The 22,142-nt window shown below is 51.9% G+C and carries 19 protein-coding genes; 15 read left to right on the forward strand and 4 right to left on the reverse strand.

Going from position 1 to position 22,142, the window contains the following annotated elements:
• Positions 1–100: 100 nt before the first annotated feature.
• Positions 101–2,278, reverse strand: a complete 2,178-nt coding sequence (locus LG201_RS12670; RefSeq protein WP_226772569.1) for a TonB-dependent siderophore receptor — start codon at positions 2,276–2,278, stop codon at positions 101–103.
• A 362-nt stretch (positions 2,279–2,640) separates the two neighbouring features.
• Between LG201_RS12670 and LG201_RS12675 the strand changes: the two genes are divergently transcribed.
• The 15 genes from LG201_RS12675 to LG201_RS12745 all read left to right on the forward strand — a co-directional run bounded on the left by LG201_RS12675 (position 2,641) and on the right by LG201_RS12745 (position 19,698).
• Positions 2,641–3,267, forward strand: a complete 627-nt coding sequence (locus LG201_RS12675) for a discoidin domain-containing protein (protein ID WP_226772570.1) — start codon at positions 2,641–2,643, stop codon at positions 3,265–3,267.
• 179 nt (positions 3,268–3,446) lie between these two features.
• Complete coding sequence (locus tag LG201_RS12680; protein ID WP_226772571.1) at positions 3,447–3,704, forward strand: FmdB family zinc ribbon protein; 258 nt, start codon at positions 3,447–3,449, stop codon at positions 3,702–3,704.
• Between the two features lie 36 nt (positions 3,705–3,740).
• Complete coding sequence (locus LG201_RS12685) at positions 3,741–4,361, forward strand: DUF502 domain-containing protein (RefSeq protein ID WP_226772572.1); 621 nt, start codon at positions 3,741–3,743, stop codon at positions 4,359–4,361.
• 13 nt (positions 4,362–4,374) lie between these two features.
• A complete protein-coding gene (gene aspS, locus LG201_RS12690) occupies positions 4,375–6,159 on the forward strand; it encodes an aspartate--tRNA ligase (RefSeq protein WP_226772573.1) in 1,785 nt (594 codons plus the stop codon).
• Between the two features lie 107 nt (positions 6,160–6,266).
• Positions 6,267–6,797, forward strand: coding sequence for an adenine phosphoribosyltransferase (locus tag LG201_RS12695; RefSeq protein WP_226772892.1), 531 nt, complete (start codon positions 6,267–6,269; stop codon positions 6,795–6,797).
• The gene (nudB, locus tag LG201_RS12700) at positions 6,797–7,276 is read left to right on the forward strand and encodes a dihydroneopterin triphosphate diphosphatase (RefSeq protein WP_226772574.1); all 480 of its coding nucleotides are present in this window, start codon (positions 6,797–6,799) and stop codon (positions 7,274–7,276) included. The genes LG201_RS12695 and nudB overlap by 1 nt, the downstream gene beginning before the upstream one ends.
• Before the next feature lie 10 nt (positions 7,277–7,286).
• The gene (nadA, locus tag LG201_RS12705) at positions 7,287–8,414 is read left to right on the forward strand and encodes a quinolinate synthase NadA (protein WP_226772575.1); all 1,128 of its coding nucleotides are present in this window, start codon (positions 7,287–7,289) and stop codon (positions 8,412–8,414) included.
• A 12-nt stretch (positions 8,415–8,426) separates the two neighbouring features.
• Positions 8,427–9,182, forward strand: coding sequence for an endonuclease/exonuclease/phosphatase family protein (locus LG201_RS12710; protein ID WP_226772576.1), 756 nt, complete (start codon positions 8,427–8,429; stop codon positions 9,180–9,182).
• Positions 9,182–10,333, forward strand: a complete 1,152-nt coding sequence (gene clsB, locus LG201_RS12715; RefSeq protein ID WP_226772893.1) for a cardiolipin synthase ClsB — start codon at positions 9,182–9,184, stop codon at positions 10,331–10,333. Before LG201_RS12710 ends, clsB begins: the two co-directional genes overlap by 1 nt.
• A gap of 10 nt (positions 10,334–10,343) precedes the next feature.
• On the forward strand, positions 10,344–10,772 hold the full coding sequence (locus LG201_RS12720) for a DUF2721 domain-containing protein (protein ID WP_226772577.1): 429 nt from the start codon (positions 10,344–10,346) through the stop codon (positions 10,770–10,772).
• 220 nt (positions 10,773–10,992) lie between these two features.
• The gene (locus LG201_RS12725; RefSeq protein WP_226772578.1) at positions 10,993–13,068 is read left to right on the forward strand and encodes a putative bifunctional diguanylate cyclase/phosphodiesterase; all 2,076 of its coding nucleotides are present in this window, start codon (positions 10,993–10,995) and stop codon (positions 13,066–13,068) included.
• Between the two features lie 83 nt (positions 13,069–13,151).
• Positions 13,152–13,532: a hypothetical protein gene (locus LG201_RS12730; protein ID WP_226772579.1), complete on the forward strand. Its 381-nt coding sequence runs from the start codon at positions 13,152–13,154 to the stop codon at positions 13,530–13,532.
• A 358-nt stretch (positions 13,533–13,890) separates the two neighbouring features.
• Positions 13,891–17,091, forward strand: coding sequence for an efflux RND transporter permease subunit (locus LG201_RS12735; protein WP_226772580.1), 3,201 nt, complete (start codon positions 13,891–13,893; stop codon positions 17,089–17,091).
• Positions 17,081–18,244: an efflux RND transporter periplasmic adaptor subunit gene (locus LG201_RS12740; protein WP_226772581.1), complete on the forward strand. Its 1,164-nt coding sequence runs from the start codon at positions 17,081–17,083 to the stop codon at positions 18,242–18,244. The genes LG201_RS12735 and LG201_RS12740 overlap by 11 nt, the downstream gene beginning before the upstream one ends.
• Positions 18,241–19,698 carry an efflux transporter outer membrane subunit gene (locus LG201_RS12745; protein WP_226772582.1) on the forward strand — a complete coding sequence of 486 codons (1,458 nt, stop codon included), beginning with the start codon at positions 18,241–18,243 and terminating at the stop codon, positions 19,696–19,698. The genes LG201_RS12740 and LG201_RS12745 overlap by 4 nt, the downstream gene beginning before the upstream one ends.
• A 19-nt stretch (positions 19,699–19,717) precedes the next feature.
• Here LG201_RS12745 and LG201_RS12750 read toward each other — a convergent pair whose 3' ends face one another.
• Genes LG201_RS12750 through LG201_RS12760 form a run of 3 tightly spaced genes read right to left on the reverse strand, consistent with a single transcriptional unit; the run spans position 19,718 to position 22,140 of the window.
• Entirely contained in the window at positions 19,718–20,560 is an 843-nt protein-coding gene (locus LG201_RS12750; RefSeq protein WP_226772583.1) for an AraC family transcriptional regulator, read from the reverse strand.
• Positions 20,561–20,581: 21 nt separating this feature from the next.
• Complete coding sequence (locus LG201_RS12755) at positions 20,582–21,181, reverse strand: ABC-type transport auxiliary lipoprotein family protein (protein WP_226772584.1); 600 nt, start codon at positions 21,179–21,181, stop codon at positions 20,582–20,584.
• An 8-nt stretch (positions 21,182–21,189) separates the two neighbouring features.
• Positions 21,190–22,140 carry an MlaD family protein gene (locus tag LG201_RS12760; protein ID WP_226772585.1) on the reverse strand — a complete coding sequence of 317 codons (951 nt, stop codon included), beginning with the start codon at positions 22,138–22,140 and terminating at the stop codon, positions 21,190–21,192.
• Positions 22,141–22,142 lie beyond the last annotated feature (2 nt).

The raw sequence follows: 22,142 nt of genomic DNA on the forward strand, positions 1-22,142 counted from the left end.
GGTTCTCGCTGGCAGTGTCCAGTAGCAAATCCACGGTCTGTTCTGTGTACTCCATCATGGGCAGCACAGACTGCGTAAAACAGTTATGTCTAAACCAAGTCTAGAATTTGGCTTGCAGCCCAAGAGTCAGCATGCGTGGTGCGCCGGGTAATACCCAGGTGCTGTTGTAGGAGCTGTCGTAGTATTCACGGTCAAACACATTGGTCACGTCAAAGGATAATCTGAGTTTGGGGTCAATTTGCCAATATGTTGTTAGCCTTGCCGTGACGTAAGAAGGCAATTCAAACACATCTTCTGTACTATCCGCACGCTTGCCAACGTAGGTGAAGCCGCCACCCAGGCCTAGCTTGCCGCCGTTGGCCAGGGTTTGCTCATGCATGAGCAGGGCGTTGGCAGAATGCTTAGGGATATTGGAAAGGCGTGAGCCGGAAGCGATAAAGCTGTTGGCGCTGGTAGGGACATCTTTACCCAGGTAAGCGTCAATATAGGCATAGCTGGCAATGGCGCGCAGGTGATCAGTGATTTGGCCACTCAAGTCCAGTTCAAGGCCACGACTACGTACTTCTCCCGCTGCGATACTGAAGTCAGGGCTCAAGGGATTGGTGGTGAGAACATTTTGTTTTGTGATGTCGTAAACCGAGATGCCGCCACCCAGACGCTGGTCAATAGATTGATACTTCATGCCGATCTCAAAGGCACGGCCACGTTCTGGGTCAAAACCATTGCCTGCACTATCTACACCAAAGCTGGAGCCACCTGCCACACCGGAGTTAGGGCGGAATGAGCGGCTCCAGGATGTATATAGTGAGATTTCCGGATTGACGATATAGGTGAGGCCAGCGCGAGGTGAGGTGACGAAGTGATCCTGCTTGGAAGTGCTGTTGTTGATTTTATTGTCCAGGTCTTGCCTGTAGGATTCAAAACGCAGGCCACCCATCAGTTTCCATTTATCAGTCAAGCTCAGCTGGTCTTGCACAAACAGCGCAACATCAGTCTGTTTTTCATAGAAGTTGGTACCTACGCCAAATAGACTGGAGGCGGGCTGGTTCAAGCCATACACAGGTGCGTAGACGTTGGTGTTCCAAATTGCACCTTCCCGGCGTGACAGCATGAACTGATCATTATTGAAACGATAGGCTTCCATGCCGATCATGAAATCATGTCCGATGTTGCCGGTCTTGAACTTGCCGTTGAGATCTGCCTGGATCGACAAATCATCAGATTGATAGTCACGCAGACGCCACTGGCGGCCTACATTACCGCTTGGGCTAATGAAACTGAGCGCGGGCCTGGTTTCCAGTGCCCCTCCTTTGGTAGAGTTGTCCTTGTACACCAATCCGACCTTACCTCGCCACTGGTTGGAAAACTCATGGTCTAGCGTCAGCTGGTGAGTATAGGCCTCCATGGTGAAGTCGCCTGCATTGGGTTCGCCGAGAAAGCGACTGCGCTTGATGTTATGTAAGCGATTGCCATTGCTGTCACGGATAGCGATACCCCTATCCATCGGCAGGCGGTGTTTTAAATACTCCAGCTCGTAGTTCAAGGTGGTGGATGGACCGAGCAATAAAGTAAAAGAAGGCGCGATCAGCAGGCGTTCGCTGTCCACATAGTCCCTGAAACCGCCATTGTCTTCGGCGGCGACAATCATACGATAAGCAAGATTGTTAGTGAGTGCGCCTGTGGAGTCTATCGAACTGCGGTAGCTGTCATAACTGCCGACATAGATTTCAGCCACATTGCTGGATTTGAATTGGGGTTTCTTGGTCACCACATTGAGCGTGCCACCTGGCTCACTATTGCCGTAAAGCGCGGCAGCTGGTCCTTTGAGAAATTCTACCCGTTCAGTATTGGCAGTGTCTCGTGGCGGATTGTAGCCACGATTGCCAGAGAAGCCATTACGTAAAATTGCAGGCCCGGTATTTTCATGCCCGGCAAAACCACGAATGGCAAAGTTATCCCACAGGCCACCAAAGTTGTTCTGACGGCTGACACCGCTCACCAGGTCATAGGTGTCGGCGACGCGGGTGGCGCGCACATCATCCAGCACTTGCCGGGAAATGATTTTGACTGCCTGTGAGGTCTCCTGCGCTGGCGTATCCGTACGCGTTGATGCGCCAGAATCACGCTGGTAATACGCATTTGACTTGCTTTGCTCACTCTTTGTGTTGACGGTGATTTCTTCCAGTTGGGTACTTTTTTCTGGCTCCTGGGCATTGCTGGTGCTTGATAGCATGAGCAGGGCCGGTAGCAGGGTTCTCGCGTATGTATGGATTGTCATGAGGGCTGTCTGATGAGGGTTAAGGTCTTTTTGCTGAGCGAGCAGTAGGGAAAGATAAAAATTAAAGACGCTGAGTATAATTAATTGCAACACAATTGCGCAACAGTGTTGCGAAAATATAAATCAGTATAAGTGTTGGAAATACCTTGAGACTCTTGCTGGTGGGGCGTTGGTGACTATCAAGGCGCTATGAAGAATAGCCTTTTCACGGAAGGAGTCTAATCAAAATAGACTATAGCCCTGAGTCAAGCTTACACATCATGAGGGTAATTTAGTCGCAGCTGAGTACAGCGAGTGCTCAGTGTCTTGTCCGGCATGGAAGATGACCGGGTGCTAAATTAAATCTGAACGGGGAGTAATACATGAACATCATCCATCAAGCTGTACTTGCCACTATGGCTTTCACTGCGCTGGAGGCGAATGCCGCCTTGCCAGACAATGTACTGACGCCAGTGAGTGCTGTGGCATCCAGTACATTGTTTACGGTCAGCGTGGACAATTTAATCGATAATTCAGGCCTGAATGGAGAACTGCATAGCGGCAACTGGTCTGATATGTGGCTCAAGGACGGGACCTTTCCTGTTGACACAACGGCTTTGCTGACCTTTGATCTGGGACAGTCCTACAAGCTGAGCAGCGCCCTGATCTGGCAATATAATTCCGATATCGATTACAACCGTGGCGTCAAAGATTTCTACATCAAGGTGTCAAATGATGGGGTGAATTTTGAGACCATCGGTGATCTGCATTCATTGACAGCATCCAAAGGTGGGAACATTCCTGCTCAAGTGGTAGATTTCAGTGCAGCTGCCCGTTATGTGCAGTTTGATATCCGTACCAACCACGACCAGCAATGGCCATGGGTGGGCCTGAGTGAAGTGAAGTTTGTGACGGCGCCAGTGCCTGAGCCGACTAGCTATGCCATGTTGGGTCTGGGCATTGCATTGGTGGGTGCAGTCGTGCGTCGTCGCAACCGTAATCAGGCTTAGTTTCTTTCTGATAGGGCGGCTGCAATAGCCGCTCTCATTCATGGACTTGGTGCTGCTTGTGCATATCACTGCATATTCATCCCTTTAGCGTCGATCAGGCATTCACGCCGATATCGCCGTCCCCATATCTTAGCCAACTCGCATTCGGGTATAATTTCGTTTTTATGTGAGTTGTTGCTATGCCTATCTACGATTATCAGTGTTCAAGCTGTGGTTACAAGACAGAGGTGATGCGCAAGGTCAGCGAGGCGAGTACTACCGTCTGCCCCGAGTGCCATAAAGACACTTTCCAGAAGCAGGTGTCCGCGCCCAATTTCCAGCTGAATGGAACAGGCTGGTATGCCACAGACTTCAAAGGCGGCGGTTCTGCTGCGGCGAAAAAAACGGAAGAATCAGCGCCTGCTGCCGCCTGCGCTACTGGCTGTGCCTGCCATTAAGCGCGTGCTGCTTACCGCTTCATTATTAGGGTGAACATGAAAAGTTACTTTATTACCGGTTTACTGGTGTTGGTGCCGTTGACGATTACGGTCTGGGTCTTGAGTACCCTGATTGGCTTGATGGACCAAAGCTTGTTGTTATTGCCTCACCAGTGGCGTCCAATTGAGCAGTTTGGCCGTGAAGTGCCTGGCCTGGGTGCGATCCTGACTTTGCTGATTATTTTTGGTACTGGCCTGATTGCCACCAATTTCTTTGGCAAACAGGTGATCTTGCTCTGGGAAAACCTGCTGGGCCGTGTGCCGGTGGTCAAAAGCATTTATAACAGTGTGAAACAGGTCTCAGATACCCTGTTTTCCGACTCAGGAAATGCGTTTCGCAAGGCATTGTTGGTGCAATACCCACGACAAGGCAGCTGGACCATTGCATTCCTGACAGGTCAGCCTGGTGGCGATGTGGCCAATCACCTGCAAGGCGAATATGTCAGTGTGTATGTACCTACAACTCCCAACCCGACCTCGGGATTCTTCCTGATGATGCCAACGGCAGATGTGATCGAGCTCGATATGAGCGTGGATGAAGCCCTGAAATACATTATTTCTATGGGAGTAGTGGCACCTCCTGTCAAAACTCCCATTATTACTAACTCTACAATATAAGATATTGATTCCTATGCGTACTCATTACTGCGGTCACCTGAACCGTGAACATATCGGCCAGACAGTTACCCTTTGCGGCTGGGCACATCGCCGTCGCGACCATGGTGGCGTGATTTTTATTGACCTGCGTGATCGTGAAGGCATGGCGCAGATCGTGATTGATCCTGATACTCCTGCCGCATTTGCACTTGCTGAAACGGTACGTAGTGAGTTTGTGCTCAAGGTAGTCTGCAAGGTGCGGGCGCGTCCTGAAGGTACCGTCAATACCAATATCCCAACCGGTGAAGTGGAAATGCTGGCGACTGAGATCGAGATTCTCAATCCATCGCTCACGCCTCCTTTCATGCTGGATGATGACAACTTGTCGGAAATGGTGCGCCTGGAACATCGCTATATTGATTTGCGCCGCCCTGCGATGCAAAAGAACATGATGCTGCGCTATCGTGTAGCCAAAACCCTGCGTGACCATCTCGACAGCAACGGCTTTATCGAAGTTGAAACGCCGATGCTTACACGTTCCACCCCTGAAGGTGCGCGTGATTACCTGGTGCCATCGCGTGTGCACCACGGTCAGTTCTTTGCTTTGCCACAGTCACCACAGCTGTTCAAGCAATTGCTGATGGTGTCGGGTTTTGACCGCTATTTCCAGATTACCAAGTGCTTCCGGGATGAAGACTTGCGTGCTGATCGCCAGCCTGAATTCACCCAGGTGGATATCGAGACTTCTTTCCTCGGAGAAGAAGAGATCATGAACATCGTCGAAGACATGATCCGCAAGATGTTCAAGAGCGTGCAGGATATTGACCTGCCCAATCCGTTTCCGCGTATGCCTTTCTCTGAGGCCATGACCCGTTACGGCTCAGACAAGCCGGATATGCGCGTGACACTTGAAATCACTGAGCTTTCCGATGTAATGAAAGATGTCGATTTCAAGGTGTTCTCCGGCGCTGCCAATTCAGCCGGTGGTCGTGTAGCAGCGCTGCGCGTGCCTAATGGTGCGGCTATCAGCCGTTCCGAGATTGACGCTTACACCGAATTCGTCAAGATTTACGGTGCCAAGGGTCTGGCTTATATCAAGATCAATGACATTACCAAGTTGAATGAAGAGGGCCTGCAAAGCCCTATCGTCAAGAATATTCATGAAACCGCACTGAAAGCCATTATTGAACGCACTGGCGCGCAAAACGGCGACATCGTGTTCTTCGGTGCCGATAAACTGAAAGTCGTGAACGAAGCTCTGGGCGCATTGCGCCTCAAGGTTGGTCATGATAAGGGCCATGTTGACGGTCGCGCCTGGGCGCCGCTATGGGTGGTTGATTTCCCCATGTTCGAGCATGATGAGGAAAATGATCGCTGGGTGGCATTGCATCACCCCTTCACATCGCCCAAGGATGGTCATGAAGACCTGTTGAGCAGCAACCCTGGTGCAGCCTTGTCCAAGGCTTACGATATGGTGCTGAATGGCTGGGAAGTTGGCGGTGGTTCAGTCCGTATCCATAAGCAGGAAGTGCAGTCCAAGGTATTCGACGCACTCAAGATCAGCCGGGAGGAAGCGCAGGAGAAATTCGGCTTCCTGCTTGACGCCCTGCAATACGGCGCACCACCACACGGCGGCCTGGCCTTTGGTTTGGACAGGCTGGTAACCCTGATGGCAGGTGCCGAATCCATCCGTGACGTAATTGCCTTCCCCAAGACACAGCGCGCGCAGTGCTTGATGACCAATGCGCCTAATGAAGTGGATGAAAAGCAGCTGCGTGAATTGCATATTCGCGTTCGCCAGCAAAATCCGGCAGGATAAAATGAACGCGCACGTGCTGGTGTTGTTGCGCCTTCTGGATGTACTTACTGTACTGTCTGGAAACGCGCGCCTTGCCAGCGCGAGGCGAGTTGGATGTTGAATGGGATATGGATGTGATTAAGTCTCTGATTCGCACGATCCCTGACTATCCCAAGCCAGGTGTCCAGTTCCGTGACATCACCACTTTGCTCAAGGATGCAGAGGGTTTGCGCCAGGTGGTTGATGCTTTGTATGACCGCTATGTCGGCCTGAAAGTCGATAAAGTTGTTGGCATCGAGTCGCGGGGGTTTATTGTCGGTGCGGCTGTCGCCTACAAATTGAATGTTGGGTTTGTGCCAGTACGCAAGAAGGGTAAATTGCCTGGAGAGGTGCTGGGACATGACTATGCCTTGGAGTACGGCACTGACCGGGTGGAGATTCATAGTGATGCGATCAACCCCAATGAACATATTCTGTTGCTGGATGACTTGATTGCTACTGGTGGGACTGCTGAAGCCGCGACGGTGCTGATAGAAAAGCTCGGAGGCCATGTGCTGGAGTGCGCTTTCATTATCGGTTTGCCGGATCTTGGCGGCGAGCAGCGCTTACGTGAGTTGGGATACAAGACCTTCACGCTGTGCGAGTTTGAGGGCGATTAGTGGAACGTCATCCGCCGGTTTACAAGACGCCGGTTTCCGCACTGGTACTGATTTACACCACAGATTTGCAGGTGCTCATCATGGAGCGTGCTGACAAGCCAGGTTACTGGCAGTCTGTTACCGGCAGCCTGGAGGTGCTGGAAAACAGTGAGCTTGAGCATCCTATGGAAGCGGCCATTCGTGAGGTCAAGGAAGAAACCGGCCTCAATGCCGCGGATTACACCCTGACGGATTGGCAACTGTCACATGTGTACGAAATATACCCTCACTGGCGCTTTCGTTATGCGCCTGGCGTGACAGAAAATACCGAGCATATATTTGGACTGGAATTACCAGCGCCAACCGTTGTCCAACTCGCTGCCAATGAACATGTGGCTTATGAATGGGTAGACTGGCGCGAGGCAGCAAAGCGTGTATTCTCATGGACAAATGTCGAGGCCCTGCGTCAATTGGGTGAACGGAATAACTTAACATTGTGAAATATCAGTCATGCAAGCAACTCTAGAAAAATCCACCACAGTTACCGCTGAGCCGATCCGGTTTGAGCGTTTTCAGGCCACTCAGGAGGCCGAGCTACAGGCGCGCATCATTGCCGCCAAGCAGAAGCTCGGTAACAAGTTGGTGATTCTGGGCCACCATTATCAGCAGGAGAGCGTCTATCGCCATGCTGACTATACGGGTGACTCTCTGAAACTGTCACGATTTGCAGGCGAGACCGATGCCCAGTACATCATCTTTCTCGGCGTACATTTCATGGCTGAAGTGGCAGATATCCTGTCCCGGCCTGAGCAGATTTCCATACTTCCCGATCTCTCTGCAGGTTGCTCAATGGCCGATATGGCCAACCTGGCAAAGGTGGAGCGTTCAAGGCGTGAGTTATCCAAGGTGCTGGATTTCGATGCAACGATTACGCCTATCACTTACATTAATTCGGCTGCGGATCTCAAGGCCTTCTGCGGGGAACATGGCGGGATTGTCTGCACGTCGACCAATGCAACTAAAATCATTGAGTGGGGTTTCAAACAGCGCGAAAAAGTATTGTTCTTCCCAGACCAGAATCTGGGCCGTTGGTCTGGTTACAAGATGGGTATTCCGCTGGAACAAATGCCGGTATGGGATCCTGACTTGCCGATGGGCGGGTTGACCGAAGAACAGATCAAGAATGCCAGGATTCTCTTGTGGAAAGGCCATTGTGCCGTGCACCAGATGTTCCGCGAGCAGAACATTACGCGCTTCCGTGCCGAGCATCCTGACGGGATTGTAATTTCTCATCCTGAGGCTCCGTTTGAGGTCTGCTTGAATTCCGATTATGTGGGTTCTACCGAGTATATTCTGAAGACTGTCAGCGACGCGCCAGCCGGCACACACTGGCTGGTGGGGACTGAGCTTAATCTGGTGAATCGTCTTGCTGAACAAATGAAGCCGCAAGGGAAAGTTGTCCAGTTTATGTCGCACGTGGTGTGTGAGTGTTCGACCATGGCGCGTATAGACCCGCAGCATTTGGCCTGGACGCTGGAGAATCTGGTGGAAGGAAATGTGGTGAACCGGATCAAGGTGCCGCAACATGAAGCTGACCTGGCACGCTTGACTTTGCAACGCATGCTGGACGCTTCCTGATGAGGGGATAGCTTGCAGAATGTCCTGCGCATTGCCACCTTTAATATCCATAAAGGGGTGACCAGTTTCAACGCTCGCTTTGCGCTGCATGAACAGCGGGAGCTGATTCGCAAGTTGCAGGCGGACATTGTGTTCCTGCAAGAAGTGCGAGATCAGCACATCAAGCATAGTCGCCGCTTCAGCGCCTGGCCATTGGCTGGCCAGGTTGAATTTCTTGCCGACGCGGTGTGGAAAGATTTTGCCTACGGCAAAAACTCGGTTTATCCGGCAGGCCATCACGGCAATGCCCTGTTGTCCAAATATCCCATCCTCAAATACGAGAATACCGATATCTCAGCCCATAGCAGTGAGCAACGCGGCATGCTGCATTGTGAAATTGCGGTGCCAGGCTGGGAGCAGCCACTACATTGCATCTGTGTACACCTGGGTTTGTTTGCCGGCTGGCGCCGCAAGCAGATCATGACCTTGAGAGACCGTATTCTGGAAGTTGTGCCAGATAAGGCCCCGCTGATCATTGCAGGGGATTTCAATGACTGGAGCATGTCATCGGGGCGGGAGCTGGTGCATGGTTTACACCTGCATGAGGTGTTCGAGCACCATGGGGGTGGCAAGCCCGCCCGCAGCTTCCCTTCGTTCTTGCCTGTATTCAGGCTGGATCGTATCTATGTGCGTGGGTTCAGCGTGCGACATGTGGAAGTGCATTCCGGCCCACAATTCGTCAAAGTATCTGATCATGCTGCACTGACGGCAGTGCTGTTGAGGACATGATGCGCTGGGAAGCTGGCAATCGCATTACGCTGCTACGGAACGGGACGGAATTCTTTCCTGCGCTGGAAGCCTCGATTGAGGCGGCTGAACATGAGATTTACATCCAGACCTATATCTATGAAATGGATGCCACGGGTATTCGCATCGGGCAGGCATTAAAACGCGCGGCCGCGCGTGGGGTTGTGGTCAATCTGCTGCTGGATGGGTTTGGCAGTCGTAAATTGTCCCCGGACTATGTGCTGGAGCTGGAAGCGTGCGGGATCAACCTGATGTTCTATCGCCCCAAGATTTCTGCCTGGTCATTCAAGCGTAGTCGGTTGCGTAGGTTGCACCGAAAAGTGTCGGTATTTGATGGTCAGCATGGCTATGTGGGTGGCATTAATATCATTGACGACATGAATGTGCCAGGCAAGCTCGATGCGCCTCGGGTTGATTATGCAGTCCGGGTGGAAGGGCCGCTGGTGTTTGCCCTGCATGCCAGTGTGCGCAACCTGTGGCGGCGATTGGCTTGGCTGCATCTCAAGCAGGTGCCCGCCCATATTTCATTACCTGCACCCATTGTGATCAGCAACGGTATACGTGCCGCTTTTGTGGTGCGCGACAATGTGCTTCACCGGCGCGATATTGAGCGTGCCTATCTCAAGGCCATAGGCAAGGCGCGGACGGAAATTATTATTGCGAGCGCCTATTTCGTGCCGGGGAAGAAGTTCAGGCAGGGCTTGATCGAGGCTGCAAAGCGAGGTGTGCGTGTACGACTATTGCTGCAGGGGCGCATGGAGTATTGGCTGATGTTTGCTACCCACGAGGTCTACAGTGTGTTCTTGCGCCATGGTATTGAGATTTATGAGTATCGCGCCAGCTTTATGCATAGCAAAGTGGCGGTGATTGATGGCCGGTGGGCGACCGTTGGTTCATCCAATATTGATCCATTCAGCCTATTACTTGCCCGTGAGGCCAATATCATGGTGCAAGACAAAGCATTCAATCAGGAGCTCAAAGCCGATCTGGAGCTGGCCATTGCAGAAAAGTCGGTACGGGTTCGTCCTGAGGACTGGTCGCGGCGACATGTATTCAAGCGCCTGTTTTCCCTGGGTGTATACATGGCGGTGAGGTTGATGATGGGGCTGATAGGCCACCGAGAAAAACATTGAGGAGGCGAACATGCATGAGTTGCTGAATATTACCAATGTTGCCAATGTCATTCAGCTCGCAGTCGCTCCTGCCTTTATCCTGACCGGAAGTGGCGCGATGCTGGGTGTGATGGCAGGACGTTTGGCTCGGGTAGTGGATCGGTTTCGTGACCTGCATCAGTCAGGCGGATGGGATCACGAAAAGAAATCCCTGGAAATGAACATGCTGTTGCGCCGTTCACGCTGGATCCATTGGGCCATTACGCTTTCGACGATTTCTGCCTTGCTGGTTTGTGTGGTAATTGCTGTGCTGTTTGCGGCAGTTGAAATTGGCTGGAATCCCTCTCGTATTGTCTCCTTGCTATTTATCTGTGCCATGGCCTCTCTGGTGTTGGGTTTGCTATGCTTCCTTCGTGAAATTGCGCTCTCGACAGGCACCATAGAAGAACTGAGTGTGTAATAGATTTCCCAAGTATGCTTGAGTAATGTTCAAGCTATTGTCTTGCTGATGGTCAATAAATCGGCTGGTAAATGCTGCGTTATTTGAACGCCGTTGATCTATTTGTAATCTTGCAAAATAAAGTTATCTTGAGTGGCTGAATAGGATTTATTCCCGACTCCAAGCTCAAGATACCAGCGAATAGACCGTAACAACTTAATCCCTGTAAGTGAATTGCACGATGTTAAAAGAGTTTTACGATATTAATTTGGTCATTATCTCTTTGTTAGTCGCCATTTTTGCGTCTTACACCGCGCTCAATATGGCAGAGCGTATCAGTACAGCGCAAGGTCGGTCTGCCCAATGGTGGCTGATTGGCGGGGCATTCGCCATGGGGGTGGGGATATGGTCCATGCACTTTATTGGCATGCTGGCTTTTCAGTTGCCGATGACTCCTTTGGGGTATGACCTGGGAATCACGATAGTTTCTTTAGTGGTGGTCGTGGCGGTCTCTGGGTTTGCACTTTGGCAGGTGTCTCAAGCTACATTGCCAATGACACGTTTGCTAGCAAGTGCTGTGCTGATGGGACTTGGCGTGGCGGCCATGCACTATATCGGTATGGCTGCGATGCGCATGAGCCCAGCACCTACCTATGATCCGGTATTATTTGCCTTATCAATAACCATTGCCATTGGCGCTTCTGGGGCGGCTTTATGGATCGCTTTCCAATTACGTCATCATGTACCGCATATTATATTGGCACGAATGGCTGCAGCCGTGGTCATGGGGGTTGCTATTTGCGGCATGCATTACACTGGGATGGCCGCAGCTGAATTTCCTATTGGCAGTATTTGTCGGGCTGCGAGTAATGGTGGAAACCTGGATGAATTGGCCATCATGGTCGTGATGGGAGGCAGCGGCATTTTGGTAATTGCCTTACTCATCTCGGTTTTTGATTCCAGGCTGGAAAGCAGGACTGCGGCTTTGGCATTGTCCCTGGAAAAGGTTAACGCAGAGCTTTTGCAACAGACTTTGCATGACACACTGACAAGATTGCCAAATCGAACATTGCTTGAAGATCGCGTCAGTCAGTCCCTGCATAAAGCCAGACGTGATAAAGGCAGCTTTTCGCTGATGTTTATTGATATTGATGGTTTCAAGACCATCAATGACTCGCTAGGGCATCATGTCGGCGATACCTTGTTGGTGGAGGCTGCCGCCCGCTTGCGTAAAATCCTGCGTGCCCAGGACACAGTGGCTCGCGTTGGCGGGGACGAGTTTGTGGTGTTGCTGGACTCGGTGAGGCCTGAAGATGCTGCCACGGTCGCAGAGAAAGTAGTATTTGCTTTTACCCAGCCTTTTACCAGTAGCGGGCGTGAGTTGAGAGTATCTGCCAGTATAGGGATTGCGATGTATCCTGATAATGGCCAGACCTATCGGGAACTGGCCATCAATGCAGATAGCGCCATGTATCACACCAAGCGTTCTGGTAGAAATGGCTACCATTTCTTTGAAGCCTCCATGCATATCAATACCCAGAATCGATTGGATATGATGCTGGATTTGCGCGTGGCATTGGAGCAGCAGCAATTTGTACTGTATTACCAACCCAAGTTCGATGCAGATAAAGAACATATTGTTGGCGCAGAAGCCTTATTACGCTGGCATCATCCCAAGCTAGGCATGGTGGCACCCGATCAGTTTATTTCTCTGGCTGAGAAATCAGGCTTGATTATTCCCATTGGGGATTGGGTGCTGGATCAAGCCTGCCACCAGATGCGCATCTGGTATGACTCAGGGCATACTAATTGGAGTATCTCGGTCAACTTGTCGGCCTTACAGTTTGGTCATGAACGTTTACTGGAATTGGTGAAATCTACCCTGATCAAATGGCATTTGCCGGCCCACTGCTTGACGCTTGAAATCACGGAGTCGACCGCAATGCATAACGTCAAGGCAACACTGGAGATTCTGGATCAAATCTCCAAGCTGGGGGTCAGGATTTCGATTGATGATTTTGGTACTGGTTATTCCAGCTTGTTGTATCTCAAGCGTTTGCCAGCGCATGAGCTCAAGATAGATCGGGGATTTATTAGTGGACTGGGCTCAGGTGGTTTTGACGATGGTGCGATTGTGTCAGCGATTATTGCGCTGGGACATACCTTGAATTTCAAGATTGTGGCAGAGGGTGTGGAGACAGAAGCCCAAAAGACATTCTTGCAGGACTTGGGATGTGATGAACTTCAAGGCTATGGTTTGGGGAAACCCATGTCGGCAGAGCATTTAACAGAGAAATTCGCGAGACGAGCAAACTAGCAGTACTCGGGACATATTGTTTATACTGCCAGTTGCTGGTGCAAGTTAATGCGCTTTTAGAACAATGAATGTAAGGTTTAACAATGCCGATTGGAAATATTGCTTTTTTACGTACGCTGGGCGTCATGCTGTTCAGCATGTTGATGTTGTCAGGTTGTGGTGGTTTTAGCCTCTGGCCATTTGGCGGGGATGATGAAGTGACCACCTCCAAAGGACCTGCCGGTTCTACCGAATACCAATGTGACAAGGGGCGCAAGTTCTATGTGCGGATGCAGGATGGCGGCAACGTTGCCTGGCTGATTTTACCTGACCGTGAGGTGGGGCTGAACAAGACCGAAGGTGCCGGGCACTTTAGCAATGGCATTACCACGCTGGCGATAGAGGGCGACACAGCCAAACTGGATGATGGCTATAAACACGAATTTGCCAATTGCAAACTACCGCCAGTCGTGATCAAGAAGTAATTATGTTTGAGGGTGAAAAAAGCCGCTGATCAAGCGGCTTTTTTCGTTTGATAGACTTTTCATTGTCTTAATAAAGATTTCATCTTTTGTGCATGCAGGCCATTAATTTCTTATTAATGTATAGTGCATGGAATATAGACATAATTAATGCACTGATGTTGTTATATAAACACACATGTTGATTTTGAGAAAATTCACTGTTGTTGGACCAACTTTAGTGCAGTTTGGGCGCAAATCCCACTTTAAAGATGCGGTTATGATGGCATCAATAAACAATAATATGGCAGTTTTGATGACTCACCTTTCAAGCCATGTCTGAAATAATCGTTGAGCAAATTCCTCAGTACAGAAAGTCATAATGTTTGGAATAGTACAAGTAGCGCTGAAACGTCCTTATACATTTATTGTAATGGCGATTCTGATCATGATCGCCGGCATATTGTCCGCTTTACGTATGCCTACGGATATTTTCCCTGAAATACGTATCCCTGTGATTGCCGTAGCCTGGCAATACGCGGGTATGTCGCCTGATCAAATGACAGGGCGTATTCTGACAACATTTCAGCGTTCGCTCACTACTACAGTTAATGATATTGAGCATATTGAGTCTAACTCCTATGCTGGTTTCGGTATCGTCAAAGTCTTTTTTCACCCCGGGGTCAACATTGCAACGGCTAACGCTCAGGTCACTGCCATTTCACAGACGATGTTGCGCCAATTGCCCACCGGTACTTCTCCACCGCTGATACTTAATTACAGCGCTTCTACGGTACCGATTCTGCAATTAGCCCTGGCTGGCCAGGGGTTGACTGAACAGAATCTGGCAGATCTGGGGATGTACCAAGTGCGTACGCGGCTAGTTTCTGTACCTGGAGCGGCTATCCCTTACCCTTTCGGCGGCAAAACTCGCCAGGTGCAGATTGATCTGGATCCCGATGCCATGCAGGCTCGCGGCCTGTCCGGCCAGGATGTCGCTAATGCGCTGGCGGTTCAGAATCTGATTCTGCCGGTAGGGACACAGAAGATAGGTAATTTTGAATATACGGTTCAATTGAATAATGCGCCGTCAGCATTAGAAGACTTGGGTAATTTGCCGATCAAGGTGGTCAATGGGGCAACGGTATATATTCGGGATGTGGCGCAGGTGCGGGATGGCAACCCGCCGCAGACCAATCTTGTGCACGTGGATGGCGCGCGTTCTGTGTTGATGTCTGTCCTCAAGAACGGGGCGACATCGACATTGGCGATTGTGGCAGGCATCAAGGACAAGCTCGAAGAGATCAAGCCTACCTTGCCTGATGCGCTGGAAGTACGGCCGATTAACGATCAATCAGTATTTGTCAGTGCCGCGATTGAAGGAGTGGTGCTGGAAGGGTGTATCGCTGCGGCACTTACCAGTGTGATGATCCTGTTGTTCCTCGGGAGCTGGCGTTCTACCGTGATCATCGCCATTTCCATTCCATTATCTATTCTGGGTGCGATCGCCGGACTGGCCATGATAGGGGAGACGCTCAATATCATGACGCTGGGTGGTCTGGCCTTGGCCGTGGGTATCTTGGTTGATGATGCCACGGTGACCATAGAAAATATCAATTGGCATCTGGAGCAGGGCAAGGAGGTAGAGCCCGCAATTCTTGATGGTGCCAGGCAGATTGTGACGCCGGCATTTGTGTCTTTGTTGTGTATCTGTATCGTATTCGTGCCGATGTTCTTCCTGGAGGGGGTATCACGCTTCCTGTTTGTGCCGATGGCAGAATCCGTCATGTTTGCGATGGTGAGCTCATTTATATTGTCCCGTACGCTAGTGCCGACGATGGCCAAATATTTGCTCAAGGCACATGCACCTCATACCGATCTGCATGGCAATGCTACTAGCTTGCCACCATCACGCAATCCCCTGGTGCGTTTCCAGCGAGGGTTTGAGGCAAGGTTTGAACATTTCCGTGAAGGGTATCGTGGTGTACTTGAGTTGGCCCTGGAAAATCGCAAGAAATTCGTTATCGGGTTCATGCTGTTTGTGATGCTGAGTTTTGCCTTGGTCCCGTTTCTTGGGCGCAATTTCTTCCCGGCCGTGGATGGAGGGCAGATATTGATGCACGTACGGGTGCCAGTTGGTACTCGTCTGGAAGATACCGCAGCGAAGTTTGCCAATATCCAGTCGGCCATCCGTAACATCATTCCTGAACATGAAGTTGAAACGCTGGTGGATAATATTGGCCTGCCTATCAGCTCCATCAATCTGACCTACAACAACACCGGCATCATGGGGGTGCAGGATGGAGATATCCAGATTGCCCTGGTTGAAGGGCATGAGCCGACGGCAGATTACGTCAAGCAGTTGAGGGAACAATTGCCGCGCCTGTTCCCTGATGCCACTTTTTCGTTTCCGCCGGCGGATATCGTGAGTCAGATATTGAATTTTGGTTCGCCAGCGCCGATTGATTTGCAGATTCGCGGCACTAACCTGCAAGCCAATTTTGATTATGCTAACCGCTTGGTTGCCCAGATTCGCAAGGTGCCTGGGATTGCTGATGTTCGCATACAACAGTCACGTCGTAATCCGGTGATTAATGTGGAAGTTGATCGTTCGCGCGCGCAGGAAGTCGGCTTGAATACACGCGATGTGACCAATAACATGGTGGTGACGCTTGCGGGTAGCAGCCAGGTGGCACCGACTTTCTGGCTGAATCCGGCGAATGGGGTTTCATATCCTATTGTGATGCAAACACCGCAATATCGTATGGATAGCATGGCAGCACTGGAGAATTTACCAATTAATGGTGCAGGGCTATCACCGCAGATACTGGGTGGACTGGCAACCTTCTCTCGCAGCAACGCCAATGCCCTGGTCAGTCAGTATGATATCCAGCCCATGGTGCAGATCAATGCCACCACACAGGGACGTGACCTGGGAGCCGTCGCCAAGGATATTCGTCGCATTATTGATGAAGCTGCAGCGGATGTGCCCAAAGGGTCAACCGTTGCATTGCTGGGCCAGGTGCAGACCATGGAGAGTGCATTCTCGGGGCTTTTGTTTGGCCTGGTGGGCGCCATTGCCCTGATCTACCTGCTGATTGTGGTCAACTTCCAGTCCTGGAGCGATGCTTTCGTGATTGTCAGCGCCTTGCCTGCTGCCATTGCCGGGATTGTATGGATGCTGTTTGCCAGCTTCACGCCATTGTCTGTGCCAGCCCTGACCGGGGCCATCATGTGTATGGGGGTGGCGACAGCCAATAGCGTGCTGGTGATCAGTTTTGCCCGTGAAAGATTGCAGGAGTTAGGCGATGCTACCCAGGCCGCGATCGAAGCCGGGTTTGTACGGTTCCGCCCCGTCTTGATGACTGCATTGGCCATGATGATAGGGATGGCCCCGATGGCACTTGGCCTGGGTGAGGGCGGTGAGCAGAATGCGCCACTTGGACGTGCCGTGATAGGAGGATTGTTGTTTGCAACCATTACCACCTTGGTCTTTGTGCCAGTAGTGTTCAGCATGGTGCACAACAAGCAACGTAAAAGTAATGTAACGAATAATACAACTGGAGAAGTCAATGTCATCTGATCGTTCAGCGCCGCGCCGTACCACGCGTAGAGGCGGTCTGGTATTAGTGATTATCGCCGCGGTGATTGTGGCCTATGGCCTGACCACGCGTGCCAAGGAAAGCCGGGAACTCAAGCAGTGGACGGATGAGCAAGCAGTACCTACGGTAACGCTGATATCACCTACCACCGATAGCAGTAGTGCAAGCCTCGAACTGCCTGCTCGCCTGGAAGCGTTTGCCCGGGCCCCGATTTATGCCCGGGCCAGCGGTTACCTTAAAAGCTGGAAAGCTGATATTGGCACCCAGGTAAAAGCCGGACAGGAGTTGGGGGAAATTGAAACCCCTGATCTTGATCAACAATTGCTGCAGGCCAAGGCCGATGTGGCGAGTGCCAAAGTGAATGCTGAATTGGCGGGTACCACGGCCAAGCGGTGGCAGTCCATGCTCAATAGCGACTCCGTGTCGCGCCAGGAAGTGGATGAGCGCGTTGGAGATTATGCGGCCAAGCAGGCGATATTGCAGGCGGCACAGGCCAATCTTGACCGTGTCCAGGCCAACAAGGTCTTTACCAAACTGGTAGCCCCGTTTGAGGGAGTTGTGACTGCGCGTTCCACGGATATCGGTGCCCTGATCAATGTCGGCAGTGCTGCCGGCTTACCCTTGTTTGTCGTTTCCGATACTCGCAAATTACGCCTGTATGTCAGTGTGCCGCAGAACTATGCATCCAGCATAGGCAAAGGCGCTGTAGCCAAGGTCTCCATTCCGGGCCAGCCCGGTAAGACTTACAGCGCTACGCTAGTGGCATCTTCTCAATCTGTGGATGCCTCTTCTGGGACTACCCTGTTCCAGTTCCTGGTGCCTAATCCTGATGGTGAGCTGTTACCTGGTGGTTTTGCCCGTGTCAGCCTGGAACTGCCAGCAAATACTGCCAGCCTGAGCATTCCGGCGAGCGCGCTGATTGTGCGTCAGGATGGCCTGCATGTGGCCACCCTTGATGCCAACAATCAGGTGGCCCTCAAGGAGGTCACAATCGCGCGAGACCTGGGCAAGACCATAGAGTTAAGCTCCGGGATCAGTGCAGATGACAAGCTGGTCGATAGCCCGGCTGATGATATTAGCGATGGCCTGGTTGTGCGGATAGCCGAAACCAAGCCAGAGGCCAAGAAGCCATGATTGCAGGCAAGCAGATAGCCAGCCTGGGCCTACTGGCTATGCTCAGTGCATGCTCGTTTGCACCAGAGCTGAAAATACCTGAAGTGCCAGTGGCGGAGGCTTACAAGGAGGTTCAGCCCTGGGTTCATGCTCAACCAGCAGACCAGTTGCCGCGCGGTCCGTGGTGGGTGCTGTATGGCGATAGCCAGCTTAACGCATTACAGGACAAGCTGATTGCCAATAACCCCAACCTGGCAGCGGCGCTGGCACACTACCAACAGGCACAGGCGTACAGTGATCAAACACGCTCTGCGCTGTTTCCCTCTCTTTCTGCCAACGGCTCTGCCGGGCGCAACCGCGTGTCGGAAAATCGGCCATTAGTGCCGCCTAATGCTAACATCGCGCCCACTTATTCTGCTTACAGCCTGGGCTTGCAAGCGAGCTATGAGCTAGATCTATGGGGGCGCGTGCGCAATACGGTGAAGGCTGGTGAGGCAGAAGCTGCCGCAGCCGAAACAGATCTTGAATCTGCGCGCTTGAGTCTGCAGGCACAGCTTGCGGACAGTTTCATTGTCTTGCGCGGATTGGATCAGCAGTTGCAGATTCTGCAGGAGACGGTTGATGCGAATGCCAAGGCCTTGTCCCTGACCAGCACCCGGCATGATGCAGGCATCGTACCGGGGCTGGATGTGAGCCGAGCACAAACCCAGCTTGATACCACCCGCTCACAGCTTGAGCAGGTCAAGGCGCAGCGTGCCGTGGTTGAACACGCGATTGCGGCATTGGTGGGCGAGTCGCCTTCCCAATTTAGCATTGCTGCTGAGCACAATGTCATTGCCTTGCCGCAGATTCCGGTGGGATTACCGTCTACCTTGCTGCAGCGCAGGCCGGATATTGCGTCGGCGCAACGTCGGGTCGTGGCTGCCAATGCCAGTGTTGGCGTGGCTAAAACAGCCTTCTTTCCGGCACTTAGCTTGAGTGCTGCTTTTGGTTATCAAAGCGTGTCTACTAGTAATTGGCTGAATGCGCCCAGCAACTTCTGGTCTATCGGGCCATCCATGGTGTTCCAGTTATTTGATGCCGGACGTCGTAAAGCCCAGGTTGCCCAGGCCCAGGCTGTGCTGGATGAGGCTGGCGCACGTTACCGCGGCGTAGTGCTGGGGGCTTTCCAGCAGGTAGAAGACAACCTGGCACGCCTGAATCATTATCAGGCAGCCGCTGAAGCCGAGAAATCTGCCGCAGATGCTGCGCAGAAGTCGTTGGAATTTGCCATGAACCGTTACCGCGAAGGCGCGGCCAATTATCTGGAAGTGACCACTGCACAAGCACAGGCTTTGCAAACACAACGGTCATTGCTTGATCTCAATGTCAGCCAGTTACGTGCCAGCATTGATCTGGTGCGTGCTTTGGGCGGTGGCTGGCAACAAGAGCAGGGTGCCTTGAGTCAAGGCAAAGAGCTAGGTAGGGAGTCGTAAGGCTAAGGGGAAAAGTTGGTCAGCTGAGATGTTGCTTGTCTCGCATAGGCTGATCAAGTCCCCAGCGGGTAAGGTAATTGCTCGGAGACTCCCCCATCACGCGGGAGAACATACTGGTAAATCCTGCTGTGCTGCCATAACCCAGGGCAATCGAGATATTGGTAATACTATGCCCTTCAATCAGCAGTTCCACTGCCCGGATCAGACATAATTGCTGTCGCCAGGCAGAGAACGTCATGCCGGTCTCCTTCTGGAACAGCCTGGCCAGGGTGCGAGGACTGGCGCCGGCAATATGCGCCCAATCCTCTATGTTTTTGTCATCCCCGGGATTAGAGTGCAAGGTCGAAGTGACTTTGCGCAAGCGCTGATCCCTGCCTTCAGGCAAGAATAGCGGGGCTTCCTTGGCCATGCCGATCTGGTCTATCAGCACTTGCATCAATCGATGTTCATAACCATCCAGCGGATATTCCCAACCGATTTCCACGGCTTGAATCACCAGCTCGCGTAATAAGGGACTGAGCTTGATGACACAGCATTGCTTTGGCAAGGGCTGCAATAGCGCGGGGCTGATCAATACCGTTTTCATTTCCGCTGCCTGAATATAAGTGACACTATGCTTGGCAGCGCCAGGGATCCAGCAGGCACGTCCTGGTGGGGTGATCCATGAACCATCCACGGTTTCAACACGCATGCTGCCTTTTGTGACAAACATCAGCTGGCCGCGATGGTGGGAGTGGGTTTCCACCACCCAGCCTTTTGAATAAAAGCCTACGCGGCCTACCACCGGTTGATCTGACAGGTCAGGGTCCGGACTGCGACCATGCAGGTCGGAAAATACGGGATGGTGTTCTAGCGTAGACATGGCATGCGCATGAGAGGATCGTTAATTGATCGAAGCAGGCTGACAATTGGCCGTATTGGCTGCAGTCTGCTCCGCCCAGGCCAGCGCTTGCTGCAGGGCGCTAGTGCTGGCTGTATCAAGGGCTGTCACGCCACCTTTCACATCTGCGGTAGGTGCATTACTGCTGGCCTCGATCAGGCTGGATGCCAGCAGATGGCGGCTCTTGCGATCTATCAATGTGCTCTGTATCTGTACCACACCTTTGTTGCTGCCAGGGCTATCGAATACCTGGTCAAAGGCCACCACGTTTAATTTAACGCTGCATTGCTGCTGGGGTAAGGCACTATTGCCCAGTTTCTGCCGCACCAGGTCCAGTGGCAGAGTTGACCAGCGGCTTTCTGCATAGGCAAAAATCTGCGCAGGGTTCTTGTAGTTCAGGCGATAGCGTATCTTGTTATTCTGGATCGCATCGCTTGAGCTGATGCTGTCTACAGGCAGCTTGGGCTCAATCCGGGTTTGTGCCGATGCCAGGCCGAAATCATAAAACTCCAGCTGTTTGGTTTCCGGTTTGATGGAGCTGACGCAGCCACCCAACAGGCTGGTTGCGAGAATCGTCGTCAGTACAAAAGACAGTCTTTGCATGGGATACCTCAAGGAGCAGATTTAAAGCCAGATTCGCCAGGGCCGGGGCGTGTTTCCGGTTTGCCGAAAATCAGGCTTTGCGGGTTTTCTTCCAGCATATCCAGCAGGCGGCTGAAGCGGCGAGCATCATCGTTGGCGGTGATTGTTAATTCGTTGATACGCGGCAGGGTTTCATTATTCAGGGTATCGCCAATCAGGCCGGTGCTGTTGCGGATATCACCAGCCATGCTGCGCACATCCTGAACTGTGGCGGTAAGCTCAGACAGCAGGGGAGCGGCAGCATTGGTTGCGGTTTGCAAGTTTTCCAGCGTCTTGGTCAGTTGCTGCTGGTTGTGCTCGGACATGAATTTGCTCGCCTTGCTGAACGCATCATTGGCCGCGTTGAGTGTGGGGGAAAGTTTGGCAGAAGCCTGCTCCAGATTGACCAATGTGTTGTTGAGTTTATCTACATCAATCTTGTGCATGACTTCGTTGGCATGCGCGATGGTGGAAGCACCATTGTTGATAAAGGCTTCGACCTTGTCTGCCAGTTGCGGGATGCGCTCCGAAATGCGATCTATCAGGGATGGGCGCATGGTGATCAGTGAGCCTGGGGGTAATTGTTCGCCGCTGCCGTCATTGTCATTGAGGTCGATATAGGCCAGACCTGTGACGCCTTGCGAGCGTAGCTCAGCATAGGTCTCCTTGGTCAGGTGCAGTTTGCCATCGACGCGGATAGTGATCTCGATCGAGGATTGCGAGTCGGGGTCCAGGGCAATCCTGGTGACCTTACCCACATTGACGCCACGGAATTTGACCGATGCTTCTTCGCTTAGTCCGGTGACCGGTTGTCGTGAGATGATTTTGTATTCAATCAATGATTGTCGTGTACCACTCAGCCACCAGAAAGCAAAAGCAAGGATGGCAAGCAGCACCAGGGTGACGATGCCGACAATAATTGCGTGAGCGCGATTTTCCATAA

This window comes from Methylobacillus gramineus (assembly GCF_020532675.1).
Taxonomy (GTDB): Bacteria; Pseudomonadota; Gammaproteobacteria; order Burkholderiales; family Methylophilaceae; genus Methylobacillus; species Methylobacillus gramineus.